The following is a 23,077-nucleotide window of genomic DNA, read 5'->3' on the forward strand; positions in this document are numbered from 1 at the left end:
TTATTTATTCACAGTTCCAGGAAGGTGGATTTAATAGTACAGACATCGGCGTTCGATTATGGAGCGTGTAGATGTAGCTGTCATTGGAGGTGGACCTGCTGGAGCAATCGCAGCAAAATCAGCAGCATCAAATGGCGCCAAGACGATTTTATTTGAAAAAGGCGTCCCTCGTGAGGATAGAAAAAATATTGGCCCCGATTCTACCGATGCAGCTGGAATTCTAGATTATTGGGTCGATTTAATGCAACTTGACCCGTCGACATTTCCCGAAGGCATCCTTCTTCGGCATCTCGATTGTGCCGAATTCATCTCACCCTCAGAAAGTGTTTGTTTGTACAAAACTGGAATTAAATCTTCATATCCCCATTTTGGATATACTTATAATCGAGCGATGTTTGATGATTGGATGCTCGAAAATGCCATTTCCGCAGGGGCAGATTGCCGAATTGGGGATACTGTCCACGAAGTAGTAGTTTCAAAAACAGGCCCCCATGAATTAATCTTAAGAAGTGGAGAGTCCCTCTTAGCATCCAATCTTATTTTGGCCGATGGACCGCAACGAAGCATCACTCTAGGCGTATTGGATCAGCTTCTCCCCCCTGGAGTGGCGACAAAAGCACTTGGAACTACGACTGCAAATCATATTGCTTATCAAGAGTATCGAGAACTTCCCTCAGATTTATTCGAACCAAATAAGATTAAATTTTGGTGGGGGCACATACCCGGCCACACAGCGTACCCTTGGATATTCCCAAATGAAGGTAACACAGCTAGAATCGGCATCACCATGCCAATTGGGATGGATATCGATTCTTTCAAAAATCGAGATTCTTACCTGTTACTTCGCCCCGAAGATACTCAAATACCACGATGCAGTGATTATATCGAACGTCTTCTTTCATTTGTTTATCCCGATTTGGATTTATCTGATTTTCCCCTTGTATCGCAGAAAGGAAAACGAAAAGGAACTGAAACATATCCTATTTCTTCCACTCGCCCAATAGACTCCCCCGGCCACGCCAATATAGCCATCACCGGCGGTGCGATGGGGGCCACATCCGCCTTCCATGAAGGCGGTGCTCATGTTGCTATTCGAACTGGGAAAATCGCTGGAACCCTTGCAGCCCGTGGCCAATTGGAACAATATAATACTCAATGGAAAAGTGCAATCGGAACTGAAATCCGAAGAAACGTTGCGTTTGCCAATCTCGTTCGCGGATTCAGTCCAAGTGATTGGGACAATGTATTCCAAATTACTAACAGGGTTCTAGCTGGTGATGACACTAGCTCTATCCTATCTGCACTCAGGAGAGCGGGTTTTGGGGGTTTCAAACTTCTAAGTGCTTACAAAAAAGAAAAGTTCACACTTCGGAATGGGCGTTATGTGCAAATAGCTGAATCAGATTATCAACCCCTCTGATGTCTCCTTAACATGAACATTCCTCCTAAAAAAATACCTGCTAATTCTTCCAATTCTATGTTGGATTTATACACTCATTATGGTAGGAATCATCGTTTCCATATTTTTTGTGGGGTACTCGGAACCCTTCTCGGACGCTTTTCTGGTCTACTCCCTGCATTTTTCTTAGGTCTAGCAATCGATCTAATCTTCTTCGACCAGAGTCTCCCCCCCTCCTATGTATTTTCATCCCAACTTGAATCATTTTCCTCTTCTTCAATTCTCATACTTTTTTCTGTAATAATTACACTGTCATTTTTTCTCGGAGCAGTTTCCATGTGGCTTGGAGATCGGGGTTGGAATGCGTTCGCCCAAGAAATTCAACACGAACTTCGAACAGATGCATACGACGCTTTGCAGGCTTTATCAATGAATTTTTTCGAGGATTCTAGAACTGGGGAGCTATTGAGTATAATCAACAATGATGTAAATCAATTAGAAGATTTCCTTAGTACTAGTTTCAGCGATGCACTCCGACTTGTAGTAATGGTCATTGGAGTAGGTTTAATTCTTTTTTTACTTAACCCCGAACTCACTATTATTGCAATGTTCCCAGTTCCTATAATTGCAATTTTGGCCTATTTATTTGTTAGGAATATTCATCCAAAATACGTCGCAATGAGGTCTAGTGTTGGGGGATTGTCATCGAGACTAGAAGACAATCTTAGTGGGATTGAAGTAATCAACACAGAATCTACCAAACCATATGAGAAAGGTAGGGTTTCTGATTCTTCTTCTGAGTATTACAATACCAATTGGGAGGCAATCTCAACCCGGATAAAATTCTTTCCTATGGTGACCATCATTACAGGAATTGGATTTGTGTTAACTTTCACTGTTGGTGGACTCTGGGTCCTTTCTGGTCCCCCTCTAGGTTTCAGTCGCCCCCTCACTCCTGGAACTTTTGTAACTTTCGTCATTTATGTCCAACAATTTGTTTGGCCAATTGCCCAATTTGGACAAATAGTTAATACTTACCAGCGTGCCAAAGCATCGAATTCTCGTATATTTGGTTTGTTAAAACAATCTCCTTCTATCGTAGACTCGCCCGAAGCAATTGATTTCTCACCACTGAATGTGAATCTAAACTTCAATCAGGTTTCTTTCCGATATCCATCTCTTGAAAACTATGTGCTAAAAGACATCTCTTTCCGATTAGAAAAAGGAGAAACATTAGGTGTTGTTGGGCCGTCTGGAAGCGGAAAAACTACTCTTGTAAAGCTCCTCGCACGTCTATACGATGTCAATGAAGGATCAATATGTATAGAAGATAAAAATATTCAAGAAATAACTCTCTATAGTCTCCGAAAATCTATCGCATATGTTAGCCAAGATAGCTACCTATTCTCTGGAACTCTCCGTGAAAATATAGAATACGGGCAACAAAATGTCACTGAACAACAGATAATTGAAGCAACAAAAACCGCACGAATCCATGAATTTATTTCCACCTTGCCAGATGGGTATGACACTATAATAGGAGAACGTGGAGTAACTCTATCCGGTGGACAAAGACAAAGAGTGGCGTTAGCCCGGGCATTGATAAAACAATCTCCAATTTTTGTAATTGACGAGGCAACACGGTATCTTGACACAGAAACTGAATCTGATATTCGAGAAAGCCTATCCACTTCTTCTTCCAATCGAATCACTATTATAATTTCCCACCGTCTCGCTTCCGTTTATAAATCGACTAAAATCATAATGTTAGACGATGGGAGAATAATTGCAAATGGTTCTCATGAAGATTTATTGAAAAATAGCCCTCTATATGCCTCTCTCTGGAAAAATCAGTCAACTTCCTCTTAAGATTAATTTTCCTTATGTTGGTTTTCTTCAAGCAAAAGATAACAGTGTCAACAACACTGCCCCCATAACTACAACAACCGCCCCCATCACCAACCTAAAAGTAACCTTTTCCAACTTCTGCAAGAACAAAAATGATATCCCTGCAACCAACAATGGGCTGGTTTGCATTATTGGAAAAACAATCGTCACAGGTCCTGAAGATATCGCAACAAAATATGCTACCAAAAATCCCGTGTTACATATTGCAGCAATCAATATCCATTTCCACTGTGAACCATCCACCCCGCCTAGTTTTGGTAATTTCCCGCTCCACCAAAGATAAGCAAAGAAAACAATCCCTCCCGCCGTAGCCTTGAGTGCCAACCCAACTAATATCGGTGTGCCTTCTTCCAATCCCATCTTATTAAATACCGGATCAAGGGCGTAAAAAAAGGAAGCAAACAATGTAATTAACACACCCCTCCATGACCCTTTCAACCTTTCCTTGTGCGTCGCAATTTCCACCGAGACCAACGCGACACCTGCGACTATCATCAATATACCTATGATAATTTCTATGGACAACGTTTCACCTAGCAATATAACTGCAGCAATGGCAGCAAGCACTGGATTTGATGCTTTTATTGGTTCCGCTCTACTAGCACCAATATGTCTAATTCCCTCATAATATAGTGATCTTGCAAACACCGTTCCCGCAATACCCGCAGCAATGAATGCCCCCACTGACCGAGATGTCAACCCATAATTGGGATGGTGAATCAAAAATGCCAGTGGAATGAACACAATTAAATTCACAATAACAACAACTGCCAAAATGTCGGAAGATCTGCTCTTTTCCGTTCCTATCCGGACTGCTACCGATGTCATCGCAACAATCAACGCAGCCAAAACAGCAAACAAAATGGCATTTATCTCTGACATAATTTCCCTATTTGATGGTGATTTTGTTGTATTTTACCAAGTTTGTTTTCACATCAATATATTTCTATACTCCCATAAGATTATTACCCTTGCTTTCAATAAAACAAACAACCTCATGCAAATAGCGATCATTGGCGGTGCAGGAACTATCGGCTCAACTGTAGCATATTCTCTATCTATAATGGATCCAGAACTCGAGATTTTTTTAGTTGATATCGACCAGGACTCTGCGGAAGGCCATGCGTTAGATTTATCTTATTCTTCTTCACATTTGTGCAATCCTGTAGGCACGTCAACCCCTCTCGTCGATTCAAATGTCATTAAAACATTGCCTCTCCCATCTCTACACGATCTAAATCCTGATCTTTTGATCATAACCGCAAGTCTTCCCCGTCCTGTAAATTCATCCTCTAAATCTTCAACCAAAGGCTGGAGGCTTGAATTTCTAAAATTAAACAAACCATTAATCACATCGATAGGAACGTATTTGGAATCAATGACGCCCATCCCTGTTATCGTTGTAACAAACCCTCTTGATAGGATAACCTATCACCTTTGGAAAAGTTCCAATTGGCCAAGAAAATTTTTCGTTGGATATTCTCTGTCTGAACAAGCTAGAATGGCATATTATATTTCCCAACTTAAGCAAGTGGCCCCCTCCGATGTATATTGCCCCGTACTCGGGGAACACGGGGATTATGTCGTTCCTATATTTTCTAGAGCAAAAGTTCAAAATATGCCTATAGAATTCTCTCCACAGGAACGCCAAAATCTCACTGAACAAGTTCGAGATGCGGCGTACGAAGTAATACGTCTAAGAGGAACTGAAGATTCTTCAAGATGGGTAACTGGAAGGGGCGTTTCTCTGTTAGCTTTGGCTCTATTGTCTGATAACATTTCTTCCCCTATACCTCTATCTGTACCTCTCGAAGGTGAATATGGTTTCAACGACGTTTGTTTAATAGTCCCTGTTTTATTCTCCAATAGAACCGTCACGAAAATAGTAGAATGGGACCTTTCCAAAGAGGAAAAAATAGAATTGCAATCCGCTTATAATTCGATCAAATCAGATTGTGTACTGTAACTATACTAAACTTCCACCATCAACTGCAAGCTCAGAACCCGTAATGAATCCATTTTCTGGATCCACTAGGAACAATGCTGCGTTAGCCTGATCTTCTGGTTTACCCCACCTACCTACTAATATAGCATCTACGACTTTCCCCGATCTTTCTTCTTCTTCTCCCACTGGAGAACCGGTTCTAGTTGGCGATAGTGTATTAACGCGTATTTCTGGAGCAAGTATTTTTGCCATAGACCGAGAAAAATTAACTATCGCCGCCTTTGAAGCAGCATATGCTGGGGCATCTGTCCTACTACGATGGGCAGAGGTTGAAGAAACATTTACTATTCTCCCACCTTCCCCTTTTTTCATTGACTTAGCCACCTCTCTTGTGCATAAAAATGCCCCTCTGACATTCACAGCAAAAATACGATCAAATGTTTCCACCGAGAGATCAAAGAGACCATCATGATCACTAATAGCAACGTTATTTACAAGAATGCTTATTGGACCCCATTCATTTTCAACTGATTCAACCATCTGCTTTACTTGGTTTTCATCCGTAACATCCGTTATCACCGATATAGCTTCACCACCCTCCTTTTTTATTAATTCTACCGTACCAGATGCACGCTCTTCATCAACATCCACCACTGCAACTTTGGCACCTTCTCTAGCAAATAATTCCGCAGTCTTGCGCCCAATGTTTCTGCCCGCACCCGTTATCACCGCAACATCCCCTTTAAGTTTTTCTGAATCTCCTGTCGCCATAGCATACAAAAACTTTCATTTATAGATATATCCTTCTATCTGGCCACCTTAGAGGAAAACCACTGAGCTATAGTCTCAAACATGCGGAACGTTCCCCTAAAAAAATCCACTATGTGGGAAAATCACTCTGGTCCCTATGGGGAAAAAGAATAGGAGAGATGGAAGTAATGGCAGCATTCCCTGCAATAGGAAATGCTATCTACGACGCAATCGGGATTGATTTAGATGTAATTCCCATAACGCCAGAACGCGTCTTGGAAGTGATGCGTGATAGTGATTGACATTCTAATTTCATTTAATAAGTTATAAATCTCCACTATTCCAATTTCGAGTCATATAATGAGTAGAAATACTATTGATTGGATAGGTTTGAGAGAATTCATTAGCAGAGCAGAACAAGTCCCCGGTGAGATCGTTCACATAGACAACGCACATTGGGATCGTGAAATGAGTACAATATCTCATGAGCTCTGTCGACATCACCCTCGACCCGTACCAGCTCCTATCTTTGATAACATACCTGATTACAAACCTGGTTTCCGAACCATGTATGCAATGACCAATTCCATGAACCGTCTGGCAATCGCCCTTGGAATGGAGCCCAATTATCACCACGAGATGAAGTTCTTACAAGACTATCGTGAAAAAGCCAAAGAAATGGCAGACGTAGATGCCATAGATCCTGTATTCGTCGAGAAATCCGACGCACCCGTAATGGAAAATGTGGATCGCGGTAAAGATGTTGATCTTTTGAAATTCCCTGTACCCAAACACCACGAATACGATGGGGGCCGATATATTGGAACTGCAACTAGTTTTATAACTGACAACCCTGGAATGGGAAGAAAAGCCAATCTTGGTGCATACCGTGTTCAGGTACATAGTGCAAACGAAGCGGGAGTTTACATTTCTCCTGGAAAACACGGTGCACTCGATATAGATGATTATTGGCAACGTGATGAGAGGGTCCCGGTGGCCGCATCTTTCGGTCAAGACCCCATTCTATTTTACTACACATCTGTCGGAATTGAGCACACCCACCCATACGGTGAATACGCCCACACAGGAGGACTTAAAGGGCACCCATTCCCCGTTGTCGAAGGTCCTGTAACTGGACTCCCACTTCCTGCCCACGCAGAAATTGTAATGGAAGGATTCATCGAGCCACATTCTACCCACTTAGAAGGTCCATTCGGAGAATGGCAAGGGTATTATGGAAGAGATGCAGATGAAGAACCTTTGATAAAAGTCGAAGCTGTTTATCACCGGAATGATCCCATCATGACATGCGCGGTCCCAGCCAGACCTCCCTATGATTACTCTTACCACAAAGCACTAGCAAGATCTGCAACCACTTGGGATTACCTAGATACTGCAGGTGTCCCTGGTATCAAAGGTGTATGGAGAACTGAAGCTGGTGGGTCGAGACTATTCAATATTATTTGCATAGAACAAAGGTACCCTGGCCACGCACGCCAAGCTGGATTTATAGCCCAACACGTACGTGAAGGTGGCTATGCAAACAGGTTCACCGTCGTCGTCGACGACGATATCGACCCAACAAGCTGGAATGAAGTTGCATGGGCCATGAGTACGAGGTGCGATCCAGCAACCGATATTGATATCCAACGAAGAACCTGGAGTACTCCTCTGGACCCTCTCGTTGAATTCCATGGCACTGAACCCGGTTTAAAGAATCTGACTTTCAACTCTCGTGCTTTGATTGACGCAACCATTCCTTACGAACGTATGCACAACTTCCCCAAAGTTGCAGAGGCCCCTCGCGAATATACTGAGGAAATAATCGACAAATGGCGTGAAGTAATTACTGGCGTCGAATCGAAAGAAAAAGAAACCGTTAAAGAATAACTCTCTCCATTCTTATTCCATAAATTTTTTTTGCTTCTGACCTAGGAAACCCTTTTTAGTTGCAATGAAAAATAACAATCTATACTATGAATTCCTCTAACAACTTTCCTCTCTCCAGACGTGCATTATCTGCCGAAGCATCTCCCATTCGAGAAATGGCCAATCTAGCCTCTCAGTATGAGGGAGACGATCTGGTGAGTCTGGCAATCGGCGAACCCGACTTTACTACACCTTCCCATATAATCGAAGCTGCTGCGAAAGCAGCTAAAAATGGGTCAACACACTATACTCAAAATGCTGGAATTCTCGAGTTAAGAGAAGCAATCTCTGAAAAAATGCGATCTGAAAACAAAGCCGATTTTGATCCCACTTCTGAGATAGTCGTGACCAACGGAGCAATGCAAGCTCTTTGTTTCGCATTACTCGCAATAGTCAACCCCGGATCTGAAGTTATATTCCCCACTCCGTGCTGGCCAAATTATTTCTCCCAGGTCAAACTAGCGGAAGGAAAGTCAATTCTCGTCAAACTTCCCCAATCAAATGGTTTTCAATTAGACCCCGATTTGCTAATCAAATCAATAACTAAGGATACGGCAGCAATTGTGTTGAACTCTCCCAACAATCCTACAGGTGTTGTTTACGATCGAAAAGCCATCAACGAAGTAGTAACTGCCGCTGCAGATAATAATGCATATGTCATCGCGGATGATGTCTACGAAGGACTGATCTACGAAGGAAATGCGGATAGTATAGTCTCCTATGTTGATCATCCAGAAAATATTTTAGTCGTAAATTCCTGTTCTAAAAAATACGCCATGACTGGATGGAGGCTAGGTTGGTTAGCTGGGAATAAGGATATCATTGAGGCTGCAACAAAACTCCACCAAAGCACTACTTCTTCCGCTTCAAGTGTATCTCAAATGGCAGCATTGGAAGCCATAACCGGGGATCAAGGCCCCATCGATTCAATGAAAAAAGAATTCCAGTCTCGTCGAGATTATGTGGTGGACCGGATCAAAGAAATGCGATCAGTTTCTTGCCCAAAACCAGGTGGGGCTATATACGCTTTTCTTGACGTGAGCCCCTTGGATGGGTCTGATTCTGATATCGCAAAACGACTGCTTATGGATTATGGTGTAGTCACCGTCCCCGGAAGTGGGTTTGGGGCAGAAGGGTCTTTCCTCAGACTCAGTACTGCAACCAGTATGGATCAACTCAAACTAGGATTAGATCGGATTGAGAAGTTAATCGAAAACGAGTTAAATTAATATTTCCGATTGATGTAGTCCATTACATCTTGCATTTTTTCTACCCTACCGTATTTTAAACCCATTTCTTCCATGTGGTATTCATGAGCTTCAACTCGCTTATCTGCCACACATTCTTTGGGAAGTATTATATTGAGGTCATTTGAAAATGCATCTGTCACGGTGGCGCGAATGCAACCAGACGTCATCATTCCCGTTACAATCACCGTATCAATTTTCATCGAGGAAAGGTATGTATCTAACATAGTTTTAAAGAAGGCACTAGATCTACTTTTTTCCAAAACTATTTCATTCTCCATTGGGGCTATCTCTGATAAAATTTCCATATATGGTATCGCTTCTTCTTCACTCTCGACTCGAATGCCATTTTTCTTCGCCCAACCACCTCTCTCAGTATCTGTCATGGGTATTCCGCCACTCGTGTGGGAAAGTTTTCCACCCTTTGTAAATATTATTGGTATGCCTGCTATCCTTGCTTTTGCTAGCAATTTTTGTATGGAAACTGCAGCTTCAATGCATGGAGGGTATGAATTTTTCACCTCCTCGTCTGCCAATGCCCGGGTCACATCGATAACCAAAAGTGCTGGATTATCACCCCATTTAAACTCTTTCATATCGATTCAGTATTCGATGCACTGGGTCTTAAATGGTTATTTTCTCTAACGAAAGTTTTATTTAGAACCTTAACTCCATAAATAGTGAATATATTGAAGATTTTCGGAGTTAAATAAAATGGCTTATCAACCTATAATTGTCCTGAGTGAGGGCAGTCAACAAACAAGCGGTCGAGATGCACAGAGAATGAACATTGCTGCAGGGAAAGCAGTTGCTGAAGCTGTGAGGTCTACATTGGGCCCCAAAGGAATGGACAAAATGCTTGTAGATTCTCTCGGAGATGTCGTGATAACAAACGACGGCGCCACAATTCTTTCTGAAATGGATATCGAACACCCTACCGCACAAATGATAGTTGAAGTTGCAGATTCTCAAGAAGAAGAAACTGGAGATGGTACTACCTCTGCAGTTGTTTTGACAGGGGAATTACTTCTTAAAGCAGAAGGTCTGTTAGATGAGGATGTACACCCCACCATAATTGTATCCGGGTACCGACTTGCTGCCAGACATGCCCGCGGAGTTCTCGATAAACTTGCTATCGATGCCGCACCCACCGAAACAGAAACTCTGCTAAAAATAGCAAAAACTTCTATGACTGGAAAAGGAGTTGGTGATTCGCACGACCATTTGGCCGATCTTGCCGTCCGAACAATACAGGCAATCGAAGAAGATGGTAGAATTGATCTAGACAATGTCAAAATAGAGACGGTTTCCACTGGATCTATCGAAGAATCTGAATTGATCGAAGGCGTTTTGATAGACAAAGAGCCTGTCCATGAAAACATGCCAACTAAGGTCAAAAAAGCGAAAATAGCCTTGCTAGGGACTGCAATTGAAATCGCTGAGACTGAAACTGATGCAGAAATAAGTGTTTCCGATCCCAGCCAATTACAGCAGTTCTTAGACGCAGAAGAACAGCATATGAGGGATCTAGTTAATGCAGTTGTAGATGCAGGGGCAAACGTTGTATTCGTTCAGAAAGGCATCGACGATCTCGCACAACATTATCTCGCTAAAGCAGGAGTCCTTGCAGTCCGACGAACTAAGAAAAGTGATTTAACAAAATTATCTAGGGCGACCGGAGCAAAAGTAGTCTCTAAAATCACTGATATCTCCAAAGAGGATTTGGGATCTGTTGGGTTGGTAGAACAAAGAAAAATTGGGGAAGATGAAATGATATTTGTTGTTGAATGTGACAATCCAAAAAGCGTATCTCTCGTCTTGCGCGGGGGGACTGAACACGTTGTAGAAGAAGTAGAACGGGCCCTCAATGACGCACTCGAAGTCGTTAGAGTAACCATTCAAGATGGGAAAGTTCTTGCGGGGGGTGGCTCTCCCGAAGTTGAAGTTTCTTTATCGTTAAGGAGCTATGCAGATTCCGTTGGTGGTAGGGAACAACTCGCAATTGAAGCCTTTGCAGACGCAGTTGAAGTCATTCCTCGAACTCTAGCCATCAATAGTGGATTGGATCCCATAGATTCTATAGTTGATTTACGAGCACAACACACCGCTGGTAGTACCTATGCTGGGCTATCTGTTATTGAAGGCGGAGTTGCGGATATGCTGGCAGAAGGTGTTGTAGAACCTCTCCGTGTCAAAACCCAAGCAATTTCTAGTGCCCAAGAAGCAACAGATCTGGTCCTTCGGATTGACGATATTATTGCAGCTGGAAATCTAGCCAAGGGCCCTGGGGATATGGAAGACGATCCCTTTGAACACGTGTAATCTTACACTAAAAAAATATTTAATAAATAGAGAAATTATTATCCGAGACTTCCTTCCATTTCTAATTCTACCAATCGATTAAGTTCCACAGCATATTCTATAGGCAGTGATTCCGTTATTGGCTCAATAAACCCTGCAACAATCATCTTCTTTGCATCTGTCTCTGAAAGACCTCTGGATTGCAAGTAGAATATATCCTCATCTCCAATTTTACCTACTGTGGCTTCGTGAGCAACGTCTACATTATTCTCGTGAATTTCTACATGAGGCATTGTATCTGACGTAGAACCATTGTCAAACATCAATGCATCACATTCCACAGTAGAAGAAGATCCTATTGCCCCTTTTGCAATATGAACTAGTCCCCTGTAATTTGTCCTTCCCCCATCTTTAGAGATAGATTTGGACTCTATACTGGATTTAGTATCTGGTGCATTATGGTACACCTTCGCACCAGTATCGATATTTTGACCAGAGCTAGCAAAAGCTATCGTCATATGTGTGTCTGTTGCCCCTCTTCCTTTAAGAACCGTACATGGGTACAGCATAGTGGCTTTCGATCCCATTGATCCCGAAATCCACTCCATACGACCTTCCGTTTCTACTATTGCACGTTTGGTATTCAAATTGTATGTGTTCTTCGACCAGTTTTGTACAGTTGAATATTGAACATGGGCACGATCTTTAACAAAGACTTCTACACAACCGGAGTGCAGATTAAAAGCCGAATACCTTGGAGCAGAACATCCCTCTATGTAGTGTACCTCTGAACCTTCTTCTGCTATTATCAAAGTATGTTCAAATTGACCCATACCTGCAGAGTTCATTCGGAAGTAAGCTTGAACTGGCATCTGGACTTGGACGCCTTCTGGGACATATACGAATGAACCTCCTGACCAAATCGCCCCATGCAATGCTGCAAATTTATTATCGCTTGGAGGAACACATTTGGTCATAAAGTATTCTTGCACTATGTCAGGATGTTCTCGAACTGCCCTGTCCATATCCATGAATATGACTCCTTTCTCTTCCCATTCTGTACTCATGTTTTGATATACAATTTCAGATTCATATTGTGCACCAACACCTGCAAGAGATGTTCGTTCAGCTTCTGGAATGCCTAATTTATCAAATGTATCTTTTATCTCATCAGGTAAATCGTTCCAATCTTTGACACCCCCTCTAACCTCTACATCTGGTCTAATGTATGGGATTATCTCATTAACATCTACCTCTGATAAATCAGGTTGCCCCGGCCAGTCAGTTGGCATTGGAAACGAGTTCCAAAACTTCAATGCCCGCAATCTGCGGTTCAGCATCCATTCTGGCTCTCCCTTGTCTTCTGAAATTACCCTGATGGTATCTTCTGTAAGTCCTTTTTCCGCTTTAAATGCAGATTTTTCTTCTTTTTTGAAGTCAAAACGTGCACTTGTATCCGTTTTACGCAGATACTCTTCTTCAGCATTACTCATTACAGACTACCCTATGGTTTCTAACCACTTAACAATTTATTCCTATAGTCCCATCTGAATCGAACATTCCTCTCTAGTTCCATTCTCCTTATACGTATACAGTACCCCTTCTTCTTCATCTTCGGCCTTTCGGTGCGACCCATTGCAGAATGGGAGGTTAGATGATAACCCACACATGCAAATCCCCCTCAATCTGATGTTTCCTTCCTCATCAACTACTTGAAGTTTATGTGAAGCTTGGGCTTCTTTTATAACTATTCTTGCCATGCTTGTTACTAAACCCCCTCTGGTAAAAACGACGTCGGTCAATTTTCTATAATGGTCCACCCCACTGGGGGAAGGGGGCAACTATTTTCCACGATGTTTAATGAATTCCATCATTTTCAATAGCCTGAGCTCCTATTATGAGCCAAATATGTTCTTTCTCCGTATCATTGTACATTTGCCTCCATGTTTCTGGGCGCTTGACATCCCAACGAATCTAATTAGCGACTTTGATTATGATTAAGTTGAAATAGGATGGTCTCGACAATTTCGCAGATATGGTCCATCCGGGATTTGAACCCGAGTCTTTACCGTGAGAGGGTAAAATGATTGGCCGGACTACACCAATGGACCTATGGCCATTTGATTTCTTTTTTGTATAACAGTTCTGTTTTAATACTCCCTTTCTACGGAGTCAATCTAAACGGATGTTTTTCCTCATAATATGCAAAAGTCTGAGGCATCCACTCTTTCGCTTCTTCAAGCAACATCCGGGACATTTCCCGAATCTCCCATTGGGCATCTGCTTTCATACGCATATCTAAAAGGTGCATCAACGACCTCGCATTCATGCTAAACGTCAAATTTACCTTTGTCCCAATTGGAAGTAGCATTCTTGCATCTTCTTTTGGTATTCCTGCATCCACCAATTTACAATATGCAGCCGCGCAATTTTTATAGATTTCATCAACTAATTTTTGACGCTCTTGGACTGGCATGTCGACATTTTCAACCCCCTCCCGTGAAACCACTTCTTCTTGCTCAAATGTATCTGGATAAATAAATCTCTGTTTCAAGTCCATCCCTTCTGATAAATCTACGTACCGTAGGGACATAACATCAAAAGAAGCATGTCGGTGCCGAGTCAATTGTGCCATACAAGCCCGACTCATACCTTGTATAGCAAAGGTCGCTTGAGGATGTTCAAATGGTCCCCAGTGGCCAGATCTCATTAAGTGGTCAAGCAAAGTTCTTTTCTTTTCTTCGATGGTCTCCCCCTTTACCCGCTCCATAATTTCTTCGAATGATCTACTTTTGCCAACCCACTCATCAGAATAATCTCCCCTTGCACAGCGACACACAAGTTCCTCCGGATTAGGGGTTCCTTCTAATAATTTTACTCTCATTATTGTTTATCCTCTATGTTCTACCCTTATTTAGTATATCTTCTTATCTTTTATACGTTCCTTTTATTAAATCATCTCTCTAATTTTCTCTCTTCTTCCCTCCAACACATTAAATTTTTGTCCCCGTTGTCCCTCGAGCAATAGTAACAAAAACTCTGCCCATTTTAACTTATGTCTTTTTTCAATTCCTACTGACTCATCATCAAAATCCCATCCTATAAAAATCATTTCACTTGCCCCCATTGCATCTCCCAAAAAAGCCGCTCTATCACCATCTGTAAATCCTCCATAATTCACAATATTTCCAATTGGTTCCACCTGGGTGGTTCCCATCACATAGTTTAAATCACATCTTGGTACCCACTCTTTTAAATCTCCTATATTATCTCCGTGAGCCGCCACAGCAACCGGAATTTTCATTTTACTTAATCTAACTGCTGTACCTGGGTTTTTATCCAAATCTGTTACCATCATATCAATTTTTATATCCTTTTCTAATAACACATCTGCTGCAGTTGAAACTGCAATAACTCTATCTACTTTTTCAACCAAGTCTAGTTCCTGTTCTATACATTTCGAACCACCTGCAATCATCACCTTCGCACTTTCAAACTTAGTTAATTCTTCAATCCTATATTCTGGCTCAATATTGTTCAACACATCTCTAGCATGTTCATCATTTTCTTTCTGGAAACCAAATTCCATTCTTATCTTTTCATAGATCCCCTCCCATGCTTCAAATTCCATCTATTTCTCCTCTGAAAACGCGTATCCAACCATGGCAGCATCTCGAGTTTCTGAAATATCATGCGTTCTTATCACCCTAACTCCCATTCCAACCGCCATAGCAGTTGCAGCAAGACTCGCTGAAAGTGCATCTTCTGTGGATTTGTTAACTATCTCCTTAATAAAATTTTTCCTATTCACTGATATTAAAACAGGGGGCCCCAATTCACAAAAACTCCTCAATCCACGAAATGTTTCCCTGTCTAATTCTAATGTTTTCCCCTCACTCCACCCACCAAATGCGGGATCTATTATTGTTTTATTTGTCAAATTCCGACTCAATTCTGCATAAATGTCTTCTATATTTTCTAGCGCACCCGGACGTCCCAAATCTTGAGGCCCTGCCATCTTCACGACCGCAGCATCATATTTTGTACAAATCTTTGGCATTTCTATGTCTGCAAACCCACAAATATCATTCACTATATCCCACCCTCCTTTCAATGCCCTTTCCGCAACACTTGCATACCGAGTTTCAATTGAAAAAATAACTTCCTTACGAACACCATTTCTGATATCCATCGCCAGTCCTAATCTTTCCATCTCCTCTTCTTCTGTTAATGGACCAATCTTACGATTTGCAGATGATAACCCCACATCTATTATGTCCGCCCCACTCTCTGTCATATTTTCAATTCTCTCTATTGCTTTTTCTGGATCAACATATATGCTCGGTTCATATGGTGATTCTGGACTCAAATTCAGTATCCCCATGATTCGTGGTGGGTGCAATTTACCAATTGACAATCCCTTCACGTCAACCGTTCGAAATCTACTATTCTGATCTTTTTCCATGTGAAATTCCTTATTTTTCTACTAGTATCTCCTTTCTTTCTATGTAGATTATTTTTCCTATACCCTTTTAGAGATACCTTTCCAATTTAACACAATGGTTCTTGACATCTCTATCGTCCTTGTAGGTGCACAAACCCCTGGAAATATAGGTACTGCCGCAAGGGCAATGAAAAATTTTGGATTTTCAAAACTTCTTTTAGTCGACCCTCCTCACCTTTCCCGAGATGGTGATGCCTATGGATTTGCTGGACGTGCCCGGGATGATATTCTCCCCAACCACAAAATCGTATCCTTTGATTATGTAGTGGAGAATTACCATACCATTGCTTTCACGGCAATAACAAACCAAAGTGGGTCAAAACACATGCGATTCCCATTCCTTACGACCCGGGATATCCTGGACGAAACTTCTCAGTTATCTGGATCTATTGCTTTAGTTTTCGGTCGAGAAAGAATTGGACTTACTAATGTAGAAATAGCAAAATTAGACCGAATATGTTCTATACCCGCATCCTCTGATTATCCAACTCTTAATCTAGGGCAAGCTGTAACTGTAGCGTTATATGAGCTGAGTCCGTTATCTCTTTCTGAATTTCATCACCCAGATCTTGAATCTGATCTAGCAACTCCTTCTGAATTGGAAGATTTCTATGCCCATTTTTCTTCTTTACTCTCGGCATTGGACTATCCTTCTCAAAAACACGGAAAGACTCTGAGATTAATTCGCCGCGTTTTGGGGCGAACCCATCCAACTTCTCGTGAACTCAACACCCTCCGTGGAGTATTTCGACGAACAATTAGAAATGCAAGTCATACTGCCTCTCCCCCCGAAGAAAAGGATTCTCCCTAGTTATAACCTTTTTTCAATTTCTTGTTGTAGTATGGAACTCACTACAGATCCCTTTGTTTTCCCCCTTAGTTCTACCATACATTCCCCCATAAGCGCGGAAAAAGACCCTTTTCCTTCCATTTTTATTTTTTCTTCATTAGCTTTCACTACCTTTTCAATTATTTTTCTCACACCCTCTTCTTTTACAACCACCAATCCCATCTTTTCTAGCGCTTCATTGACGGTAGCAAATTTCTTTGCAGATATCAACTTTAGCACATCTGCTATCCCCTCTCTCATAAGTTTCTTCTCTGTTATGAGTTGGAATATTTCCTCAAAATTTTCATCTGATACATTTCCCACTTGAACCCCTTCTCTGCGTAGTTCTGTATATTTATTTTCAAGAATCTCTATTGCTAAAGTTGGTTTAATTCCCGTATCTATCGCCTTTTCAAACAATGGCATTCTCTCTGAATAAGCCATTTGTTTCGAAAGATCTTCTCCAATTCCCAAATCCTTGTTATACCTTTCAGCCCTTTTTTCTAACGTTTCTACCACTCTTATCCCTGCAGTCTCAACTTCAACCGGAAACACATCCGTCTCTGGATACATTCTAGCTTCTCCTGGCAACGGACGCAAGTATCTTGAGGTACCATCTTCTTTTACCCCTCTAGTCTCTTCTGGAACTTTTTCTAAGCATCCCTCAGCCCTATCCGCAACTGAAACAATAGCTTCGTTTGCCACTTTTTTTTCTGCCGCAACAATAACAAAAGCCGATTCATTTTGTATCCCTATTCTTCTTCTGATCTCGTCGACCTCTTCCTGCATAATCCCGTAATTCGGCAATTCATCAGTGTGGAATATTCCCCCTGCTCCATACTTTTTTGCATAGTCCGATAGTTCTGTACCAAGCCTCCTATCTGGTGCTATCATTTCCCCCAATACTCCCTGAAACCCCTTCATAGGAAGTGCGACTACAATCCCTCCTCGATCCACTTCCTTCTGAATTACTTCACTACCTGTTTCTTTGAATACTTCCGTGACTTCCATGGAGGGTTTTATTTCTACTTCCTTTGAACCCAATCTTTCCTTAATCTCAATAAGATTCTTCTGACGATCAATTTCAATCTGTATGATTTTTTCAATATCATCTAAATTTTGAACACCTTTCAATTCGACACGAGCACCCGAATTTATTGAGATATTGATATCTTGTCGTATCGTTCCAATTCCTCGCTTCACCTTTCCTGTAGATCGAAGTAACATCCCAATTTTAGCAGCCACGTTTCGTGCTTGTTTAGGCGTCTTGATATCCGGAAGCGTACTAATCTCAACAAGTGGAATTCCAATTCTATCTAAACTATAGATTACTTCTCCCTTCTGTTCTTCTATTCTTTTTGCACTTTCCTCTTCTAACATTAACTCTCCCAATCGAACCACACCCTCTTCAGTTTCAATCTGGCCACCTCTTGCAATCAAAGCCGTCCGCTGAAATCCAGAAGTATTCGACCCATCTATCACTAGTTTCCTCATTATTTGAATCTGATCTACCGGTTCCATTCCCAATAACAGTGCCACTTCTAACGCGATTTCTAACGCCTCTTTATTAAGATTTCCTGGTGGTTCCTCATCTTCTTCAACAAGACAAGTACTCTCGAATGAAAGATATCTAAATTTTTTCCCCGTCTGACTTTCCTCCAACGCGGCTCTATCTATTTCTCCCATCTCTGACATGGTGGCATGCAAACTCCGTGAAAATGATTTAACATGCTCTTCTGGGTCTCGAAATACAGTTGGGCATTTACAAAATAGTTTATGTTTCGTGTTGAGTTGCTGGTGTATTTCTAAACCTGCCACCAATCCCAATTCTGCATACTCATGTTCCTCCATTGAACTGAATGGGTCTTGAACAGATAAAAAGAAATCCGTATAATGCCTATTTGCCGACTACTCTTCCGATTCAAGTATCCCTGGTTTTGTCATCCTCCTAGCATCCAACATATCATCTGCATCCGCTTCAGAAATTTCCCCCATCTCAATCGCAACTTCTCTAACTGTCTTTTCATTCACATATGCTTCTTTTGCGATTTTAGCAGCTTTATCATACCCTATATGGGGGCTTAGCGATGTGGCAAGAGCCATACTCCATTCAACTTGATTTTCACACTTTTCTTTATTTGCATTCAACAGGTCGATGAATTTTTCTGCAAAGACCACTGCAACATTAGAAATTATTTTTGTTGAATTTAAGAAGTCATTTGCTAGGATTGGTTTGTATAAGTTTAATTCTAACTGCCCCTCCGCCGCTCCATATGCTATTGTCATGTCGTTCCCAATAACTCGTTTATGAACTTGGTTAACTGCTTCTGCCATAACTGGATTTATTTTCCCTGGCATTATTGAAGATCCCGGTTGATTTTCTGGCTGCTTGATCTCGCCCAATCCATTTCTAGGCCCCGACGCCAATAGTCTCAAATCATTTGCTATTTTGTTCATTGACCCTGCCACAACTCGTAGGGCCGCATGCGCTTCCGACATGGCATCATGCGCAGCTTGAGCTTCAAAATGATCTATAGCTTCCCTAAATGAAATCCCTGTTTCTTCAGATATGTATTTACTGGCTATCTTTGGAAATTCAGGATGCATGTTCAGTCCAGTCCCAACAGCAGTTCCTCCAATTGGGAGTTCGGCAAGACTACTTCTCACATTTTCCAATCTTTTAATCCCCTTTTCTATTTGTGTTTTGTATCCTCCAAACTCTTGCCCCAACGTTATTGGAGTTGCATCCTGTAAGTGAGTCCTCCCTGTCTTTACAACCCCTGAAAATTCCTTTTCTTTTTTCTCCAATGCGCTTTTCAATATCTCCAATGCTGGTACTACTTCTTTGTCAATTGACTCTAGGGCAGAAACATGCATCGCAGTAGGAATTATATCATTAGATGATTGCCCAAAGTTGACATGATCATTGGGGTGTATCACTTTTGATCCAATATCTTCCCCCACAATCTCACAAGCACGGTTCGCTATCACTTCATTCGCATTCATATTCGAAGACGTCCCCGATCCTGTCTGAAATACATCTACTTGAAATTGATCTACAAGTTCTCCTGAAATAACCTCATCAGCAGCCAAAACAATTGCTTCCACCACTTTTTGTTCCAGAAATCCTAGTTCTCCATTTGCTTTCGCTGCAGACTTTTTAATAATCCCTAGAGCTCTTATGAATCCTGACTCAAATACCTCTCCACTAATTGGAAAGTTCTCAATCGCCCGCTGGGTCTGTGCCCCCCAGTATACATCTTTTGGAACTTTTACTTCCCCAAGACTATCTTTTTCAATACGATAATCTGTCATTACAACTCATTCTTTGCGAGCAATGACCTAAAATACTTGGGTCTGCACCTAACTGTCCCCCACCTAAAACCACCTATTCAATCCCGTTTGTTTGGTTAATTCTCCTATTTGATTCAAACCACGATCCACCTTTTCTTTCGGAATGCCCCATTCTTTTACTATGTAATTTCTTGCCCCTTCTATATCTGGATTCATAGAAACATCCAATTCATATTTGTCTGTCACTGTAGGCTGTAGGAATATTTCTCTAATTCGATCAACGTATTCTATGGATTCCGATCTCGCATTGAGCACTTCCCATATATCTCCATATTTTATTATTTCTTTAAGGGCTGTTTTGGGTCCCACACCCATTAATCCCTCATTGAAATCTGTCCCCGAAAGAATCCCAACATCGACCAATTGTTCCCATGTAATGTTATTACGATCCAGAGTCTCTTGCAATTTCATTATCTCTACGTCTCCAGACCCTGTGAGTCTCCTCAAAGTTACTGGGGATCCAAACAAAAGAGTATCATAATCATCGCTACCCGCGCAATCTACCCTTTCATCATGCCGAGCCATATACGAACATTGCCCCTCCCCTTCTGCAGGAGCTTCAACGTATGAAATATCTAATAATTCGAATAATTCCCTTGTGGTTTTGTGTATCGTTGGAGTCAATCTTTGGGTTTGAGATTCCAATCGAGAAATCTCTGCCTTGTCCTCTGATTTTATAGCCTCTTCAAGTCGAATTTCTCTCATCTCTCTTCCTCTCCTCCTTTCTTCAATTACCTCATTTTTCAATTCCGTTGGAATTCCATCAAAAACCATCACAGGTTGAACTTGTGATTGGAGTAGTTTTGATATCCCTCTCACAATTCCTATTAAGTTTGCAACTTCCACTCCATCCTCTGTTGTGTATGCTCCCCTTTCTGTAAACCTAACTGTCGTAGTTAGATATTTATAAAGCCAATTATGAGCATCTATCGCCACCGTTCTACCCATGAAGTCCTCTGGTTTTGCCGATTGTAAAGCAGCCAAAGAACGTAGTGCAGCGTTTCCCATTATCTACTCTTAAACCTCTCTAAATTTGAAGTCTACCTTCTCATTCTCACATCGGTGGGTATTTCTACCTTCCCTCTTTATCTGTTTTGAGCTGTTAATATGCCGACTGGTACAATTGTATTCTTTCATTCGAGAAAAGGCTATGGATTCATAAAACAAGAGGACTCCTCTACCGACGTTTTCGTTCACATGGACGATGTAGAAGGGCCCGATCTAACCGAAGGAGAAGTAGTAGAGTTTGAGATCGAGACCGCCCCCAAGGGCCCCCGCGCAACTAATGTAAAACGCATAGAAGCGGACGATTCCGAATCATCAGAAACTGAATAAAGTCTTAGTAGGCATATTTTTTATATCCTCTTTAGACACGAATTCAACTTCTTCATCCGTGAGAGATTTCACCGACCGAAATGCCTCTATTCCCTCTAGATATCTCTCCCGCGTTTGGGCACTTGGACACTCTAATACCAATTCTAATATGCCCGTTTTCTTTCCTGTGTACTCAAAACCAGATTTATACAAAGCCCTATATGCAAAAACATTATTCGTTGCTATTTTGACCAATTTCACTCGCCCCATCAAACTCTCCACCGCATATGATAATAATTTTGGACCAATTCCTTTACCTCTAAGATTTTTTTCTACCACCACGTATCTGATCCAAACAATATCTTTATCATTTCTATCTCCACTAAATGAAAGAGCTGCAATTATCCTTTCTCCATTTTTCGCTAAAATTTTACCTGTATCCTTCCCAATGAATTTCCCTGCATAACTAAATTTATCTCTCTCAAGAAATATCGGGGGTCCCCCTTCCCCATCCCCCAGGGTATTAAATTTAATTTTTTCACCCAAAATCTTTCACCATTTCAACCCCATCATTTTTATCATAATCGCCCCTGAATATAACCTATGGTGGCTACACTATTGCTCACTAGCGAAGACATCTCCGATCTAGCTTCCCCCAAAGAATATGTAGATGCAGTGAAGAGAGGGTATCAACAACATGGAGACGGCGCGCCTCTTGTTCCTAGGGCATCTCTATTCTGTAAAGACCCTCCTGGAAAACTCACCGGGTATTCTGCTATCCTCCCTGAAGACGGTGTAATGGGGGGCTACCTCTATTCTGCAGGTTTCACTTCCCAAGATGCTTGGTTTATCACAACAATTTTCGATGCAAAAACTGGGGAACCACTAGCTATACTAGATGGGGCTTCTTTCAATCCCTATAAAACAGGAGCAGTAGGTGCATTAGGCATCGATACACTAGCTCGAAAAAGTGTATCCAATTTAGCAGTTATCGGATCTGGACCTCAAGCAAAAGGACAACTAAGAGCAGCAGTAACTGTCCGAAAATTCGATAGCATACATGTCTATTCCTCTACTAAACACCACCGGGAATCGTTTGCAAAAGAACTCACCGAAGAACTTGATATCCCTATCAAACCTGTTAGTTCAAGCAAACTAGCTATCTCCAATGCAGATGTCATCATAACCGCAACCAATTCTAGTATTCCCGTTTTTGATGGCCACAACGTATCTGATGGGACTCACATAACTGCAATTGGACAATATCATCCTCGAAAGAGAGAATTAGACGAAAATATTATACAAAGATCTCTCTATGTCCCTGACTTACGCTCCAGAGTTTTCACTGATGCTGGATCCTTTTTAGCCGCATTCAACATGGGTCTAGTAGATGAAACTCACATACATGCAGAACTCAGTGAAGTCCTTAATGAAGTTTCACCCGGAAGAACTACTGATTCTGAAATCACGATTTTTGACAGTGGAGGGACTGCAATAGAAACCATTTCTTCTGCTTATATGCTGTATCAAAAAGCTTTACAAGAGGGAATCGGGACCACCTTGAAAATTGAACCTTCTAGCACTGCAATGAATTAAT

At 41.6% G+C, this 23,077-nt stretch carries 22 protein-coding genes and 1 tRNA gene; 10 read left to right on the top strand and 13 right to left on the bottom strand.

All coding sequences use genetic code 11. The annotated features are described in order from the left end of the window. Positions 1–58: 58 nt before the first annotated feature. Together ACM9H2_RS02390 and ACM9H2_RS02395 are read left to right on the top strand one after the other, a co-directional pair. Positions 59–1,420 (top strand): NAD(P)/FAD-dependent oxidoreductase, encoded by a 1,362-nt coding sequence (locus ACM9H2_RS02390; protein WP_415487812.1) that lies wholly within the window; start codon positions 59–61, stop codon positions 1,418–1,420. 12 nt (positions 1,421–1,432) lie between these two features. After that, positions 1,433–3,268, top strand: a complete 1,836-nt coding sequence (locus tag ACM9H2_RS02395) for an ABC transporter ATP-binding protein (RefSeq protein ID WP_415487814.1) — start codon at positions 1,433–1,435, stop codon at positions 3,266–3,268. Positions 3,269–3,295: 27 nt separating this feature from the next. Here ACM9H2_RS02395 and ACM9H2_RS02400 read toward each other — a convergent pair whose 3' ends face one another. Beyond that, a complete protein-coding gene (locus ACM9H2_RS02400) occupies positions 3,296–4,189 on the bottom strand; it encodes a DMT family transporter (protein WP_415487816.1) in 894 nt (297 codons plus the stop codon). A gap of 115 nt (positions 4,190–4,304) precedes the next feature. Between ACM9H2_RS02400 and ACM9H2_RS02405 the strand changes: the two genes are divergently transcribed. Further along, positions 4,305–5,273 carry a malate dehydrogenase gene (locus tag ACM9H2_RS02405; RefSeq protein WP_415487818.1) on the top strand — a complete coding sequence of 323 codons (969 nt, stop codon included), beginning with the start codon at positions 4,305–4,307 and terminating at the stop codon, positions 5,271–5,273. Here the strand turns inward: ACM9H2_RS02405 and ACM9H2_RS02410 are convergent, their stop codons facing one another. Beyond that, on the bottom strand, positions 5,274–6,023 hold the full coding sequence (locus ACM9H2_RS02410; RefSeq protein WP_415487820.1) for an SDR family NAD(P)-dependent oxidoreductase: 750 nt from the start codon (positions 6,021–6,023) through the stop codon (positions 5,274–5,276). Positions 6,024–6,136: 113 nt separating this feature from the next. Here ACM9H2_RS02410 and ACM9H2_RS02415 point away from each other — a divergent pair, with 113 nt between their 5' ends. The 3 genes from ACM9H2_RS02415 (at position 6,137) to ACM9H2_RS02425 (ending at position 9,160) form a co-directional block, all read left to right on the top strand. Further along, entirely contained in the window at positions 6,137–6,304 is a 168-nt protein-coding gene (locus ACM9H2_RS02415) for a hypothetical protein (RefSeq protein WP_415487822.1), read from the top strand. Positions 6,305–6,362: 58 nt separating this feature from the next. Continuing rightward, positions 6,363–7,892, top strand: a complete 1,530-nt coding sequence (locus ACM9H2_RS02420; protein ID WP_415487824.1) for a UbiD family decarboxylase — start codon at positions 6,363–6,365, stop codon at positions 7,890–7,892. A gap of 86 nt (positions 7,893–7,978) precedes the next feature. Continuing rightward, complete coding sequence (locus tag ACM9H2_RS02425) at positions 7,979–9,160, top strand: pyridoxal phosphate-dependent aminotransferase (RefSeq protein WP_415487826.1); 1,182 nt, start codon at positions 7,979–7,981, stop codon at positions 9,158–9,160. On the opposite strand, the gene ACM9H2_RS02430 is transcribed toward ACM9H2_RS02425, so the two are convergent. Then, positions 9,157–9,774, bottom strand: a complete 618-nt coding sequence (locus tag ACM9H2_RS02430; protein WP_415487828.1) for an isochorismatase family protein — start codon at positions 9,772–9,774, stop codon at positions 9,157–9,159. The two genes, ACM9H2_RS02425 and ACM9H2_RS02430, sit on opposite strands and share 4 nt — an antisense overlap. 118 nt (positions 9,775–9,892) lie before the next feature. Between ACM9H2_RS02430 and thsA the strand changes: the two genes are divergently transcribed. Further along, the gene (thsA, locus tag ACM9H2_RS02435) at positions 9,893–11,500 is read left to right on the top strand and encodes a thermosome subunit alpha (RefSeq protein ID WP_415487830.1); all 1,608 of its coding nucleotides are present in this window, start codon (positions 9,893–9,895) and stop codon (positions 11,498–11,500) included. 38 nt (positions 11,501–11,538) lie between these two features. Here thsA and sufB read toward each other — a convergent pair whose 3' ends face one another. From sufB to ACM9H2_RS02465, 6 genes are all read right to left on the bottom strand, one after another. Beyond that, the gene (gene sufB / locus ACM9H2_RS02440; protein ID WP_415487832.1) at positions 11,539–12,972 is read right to left on the bottom strand and encodes a Fe-S cluster assembly protein SufB; all 1,434 of its coding nucleotides are present in this window, start codon (positions 12,970–12,972) and stop codon (positions 11,539–11,541) included. A gap of 42 nt (positions 12,973–13,014) precedes the next feature. Continuing rightward, positions 13,015–13,239 carry a CDGSH iron-sulfur domain-containing protein gene (locus tag ACM9H2_RS02445; RefSeq protein WP_415487834.1) on the bottom strand — a complete coding sequence of 75 codons (225 nt, stop codon included), beginning with the start codon at positions 13,237–13,239 and terminating at the stop codon, positions 13,015–13,017. A gap of 276 nt (positions 13,240–13,515) precedes the next feature. Next, positions 13,516–13,590: transfer RNA gene (locus tag ACM9H2_RS02450), tRNA-Glu, on the bottom strand. 53 nt (positions 13,591–13,643) lie between these two features. Further along, positions 13,644–14,363: an FAD-dependent thymidylate synthase gene (gene thyX, locus ACM9H2_RS02455; RefSeq protein WP_415487836.1), complete on the bottom strand. Its 720-nt coding sequence runs from the start codon at positions 14,361–14,363 to the stop codon at positions 13,644–13,646. A gap of 66 nt (positions 14,364–14,429) precedes the next feature. Continuing rightward, entirely contained in the window at positions 14,430–15,110 is a 681-nt protein-coding gene (locus tag ACM9H2_RS02460; protein ID WP_415487838.1) for a 6-hydroxymethylpterin diphosphokinase MptE-like protein, read from the bottom strand. Continuing rightward, positions 15,111–15,944: a dihydropteroate synthase gene (locus ACM9H2_RS02465; RefSeq protein WP_415487840.1), complete on the bottom strand. Its 834-nt coding sequence runs from the start codon at positions 15,942–15,944 to the stop codon at positions 15,111–15,113. 94 nt (positions 15,945–16,038) lie between these two features. Here ACM9H2_RS02465 and ACM9H2_RS02470 point away from each other — a divergent pair, with 94 nt between their 5' ends. Continuing rightward, positions 16,039–16,794, top strand: a complete 756-nt coding sequence (locus ACM9H2_RS02470; RefSeq protein ID WP_415487842.1) for an RNA methyltransferase — start codon at positions 16,039–16,041, stop codon at positions 16,792–16,794. On the opposite strand, the gene gatE is transcribed toward ACM9H2_RS02470, so the two are convergent. The 3 genes from gatE to fen all read right to left on the bottom strand — a co-directional run bounded on the left by gatE (position 16,795) and on the right by fen (position 21,174). Then, positions 16,795–18,663, bottom strand: a complete 1,869-nt coding sequence (gene gatE, locus ACM9H2_RS02475; RefSeq protein ID WP_415487844.1) for a Glu-tRNA(Gln) amidotransferase subunit GatE — start codon at positions 18,661–18,663, stop codon at positions 16,795–16,797. A gap of 57 nt (positions 18,664–18,720) precedes the next feature. Then, positions 18,721–20,127 (bottom strand): class II fumarate hydratase, encoded by a 1,407-nt coding sequence (locus ACM9H2_RS02480; RefSeq protein WP_415487846.1) that lies wholly within the window; start codon positions 20,125–20,127, stop codon positions 18,721–18,723. Positions 20,128–20,190: 63 nt separating this feature from the next. Beyond that, entirely contained in the window at positions 20,191–21,174 is a 984-nt protein-coding gene (fen, locus tag ACM9H2_RS02485; RefSeq protein ID WP_415487848.1) for a flap endonuclease-1, read from the bottom strand. Between the two features lie 99 nt (positions 21,175–21,273). Between fen and ACM9H2_RS02490 the strand changes: the two genes are divergently transcribed. Continuing rightward, positions 21,274–21,501: a cold-shock protein gene (locus ACM9H2_RS02490; protein ID WP_415487850.1), complete on the top strand. Its 228-nt coding sequence runs from the start codon at positions 21,274–21,276 to the stop codon at positions 21,499–21,501. Here ACM9H2_RS02490 and ACM9H2_RS02495 read toward each other — a convergent pair. Continuing rightward, positions 21,487–22,026: a GNAT family N-acetyltransferase gene (locus tag ACM9H2_RS02495; protein ID WP_415487852.1), complete on the bottom strand. Its 540-nt coding sequence runs from the start codon at positions 22,024–22,026 to the stop codon at positions 21,487–21,489. The two genes, ACM9H2_RS02490 and ACM9H2_RS02495, sit on opposite strands and share 15 nt — an antisense overlap. Before the next feature lie 57 nt (positions 22,027–22,083). Between ACM9H2_RS02495 and ACM9H2_RS02500 the strand changes: the two genes are divergently transcribed. Then, on the top strand, positions 22,084–23,076 hold the full coding sequence (locus tag ACM9H2_RS02500; protein ID WP_415487854.1) for an ornithine cyclodeaminase family protein: 993 nt from the start codon (positions 22,084–22,086) through the stop codon (positions 23,074–23,076). Position 23,077: the final 1 nt, after the last annotated feature.

The organism is Candidatus Hikarchaeum yamanae (assembly GCF_009889665.1).
Lineage (GTDB): Archaea > Halobacteriota > Halobacteria > Halobacteriales > Hikarchaeaceae > Hikarchaeum > Hikarchaeum yamanae.

What these genes read in the sequence shown, in the direction of transcription:
- sufB (WP_415487832.1), bottom strand. Translation starts at nt 12,972, where the DNA reads ATGAGTAATGCTGAAGAAGAGTATCTGCGTAAAACGGATACAAGTGCA.
- ACM9H2_RS02420 (WP_415487824.1), top strand. Translation starts at nt 6,363, where the DNA reads ATGAGTAGAAATACTATTGATTGGATAGGTTTGAGAGAATTCATTAGC.
- ACM9H2_RS02500 (WP_415487854.1), top strand. Translation starts at nt 22,084, where the DNA reads ATGGTGGCTACACTATTGCTCACTAGCGAAGACATCTCCGATCTAGCT.
- ACM9H2_RS02465 (WP_415487840.1), bottom strand. Translation starts at nt 15,944, where the DNA reads ATGGAAAAAGATCAGAATAGTAGATTTCGAACGGTTGACGTGAAGGGA.
- ACM9H2_RS02480 (WP_415487846.1), bottom strand. Translation starts at nt 20,127, where the DNA reads ATGACAGATTATCGTATTGAAAAAGATAGTCTTGGGGAAGTAAAAGTT.
- thsA (WP_415487830.1), top strand. Translation starts at nt 9,893, where the DNA reads ATGGCTTATCAACCTATAATTGTCCTGAGTGAGGGCAGTCAACAAACA.
- ACM9H2_RS02490 (WP_415487850.1), top strand. Translation starts at nt 21,274, where the DNA reads ATGCCGACTGGTACAATTGTATTCTTTCATTCGAGAAAAGGCTATGGA.
- ACM9H2_RS02405 (WP_415487818.1), top strand. Translation starts at nt 4,305, where the DNA reads ATGCAAATAGCGATCATTGGCGGTGCAGGAACTATCGGCTCAACTGTA.
- ACM9H2_RS02430 (WP_415487828.1), bottom strand. Translation starts at nt 9,774, where the DNA reads ATGAAAGAGTTTAAATGGGGTGATAATCCAGCACTTTTGGTTATCGAT.
- ACM9H2_RS02460 (WP_415487838.1), bottom strand. Translation starts at nt 15,110, where the DNA reads ATGGAATTTGAAGCATGGGAGGGGATCTATGAAAAGATAAGAATGGAA.
- thyX (WP_415487836.1), bottom strand. Translation starts at nt 14,363, where the DNA reads ATGAGAGTAAAATTATTAGAAGGAACCCCTAATCCGGAGGAACTTGTG.
- ACM9H2_RS02400 (WP_415487816.1), bottom strand. Translation starts at nt 4,189, where the DNA reads ATGTCAGAGATAAATGCCATTTTGTTTGCTGTTTTGGCTGCGTTGATT.
- ACM9H2_RS02445 (WP_415487834.1), bottom strand. Translation starts at nt 13,239, where the DNA reads ATGGCAAGAATAGTTATAAAAGAAGCCCAAGCTTCACATAAACTTCAA.
- ACM9H2_RS02395 (WP_415487814.1), top strand. Translation starts at nt 1,433, where the DNA reads ATGAACATTCCTCCTAAAAAAATACCTGCTAATTCTTCCAATTCTATG.
- ACM9H2_RS02390 (WP_415487812.1), top strand. Translation starts at nt 59, where the DNA reads ATGGAGCGTGTAGATGTAGCTGTCATTGGAGGTGGACCTGCTGGAGCA.
- fen (WP_415487848.1), bottom strand. Translation starts at nt 21,174, where the DNA reads ATGGGAAACGCTGCACTACGTTCTTTGGCTGCTTTACAATCGGCAAAA.
- ACM9H2_RS02470 (WP_415487842.1), top strand. Translation starts at nt 16,039, where the DNA reads ATGGTTCTTGACATCTCTATCGTCCTTGTAGGTGCACAAACCCCTGGA.
- ACM9H2_RS02410 (WP_415487820.1), bottom strand. Translation starts at nt 6,023, where the DNA reads ATGGCGACAGGAGATTCAGAAAAACTTAAAGGGGATGTTGCGGTGATA.
- gatE (WP_415487844.1), bottom strand. Translation starts at nt 18,663, where the DNA reads ATGGAGGAACATGAGTATGCAGAATTGGGATTGGTGGCAGGTTTAGAA.
- ACM9H2_RS02425 (WP_415487826.1), top strand. Translation starts at nt 7,979, where the DNA reads ATGAATTCCTCTAACAACTTTCCTCTCTCCAGACGTGCATTATCTGCC.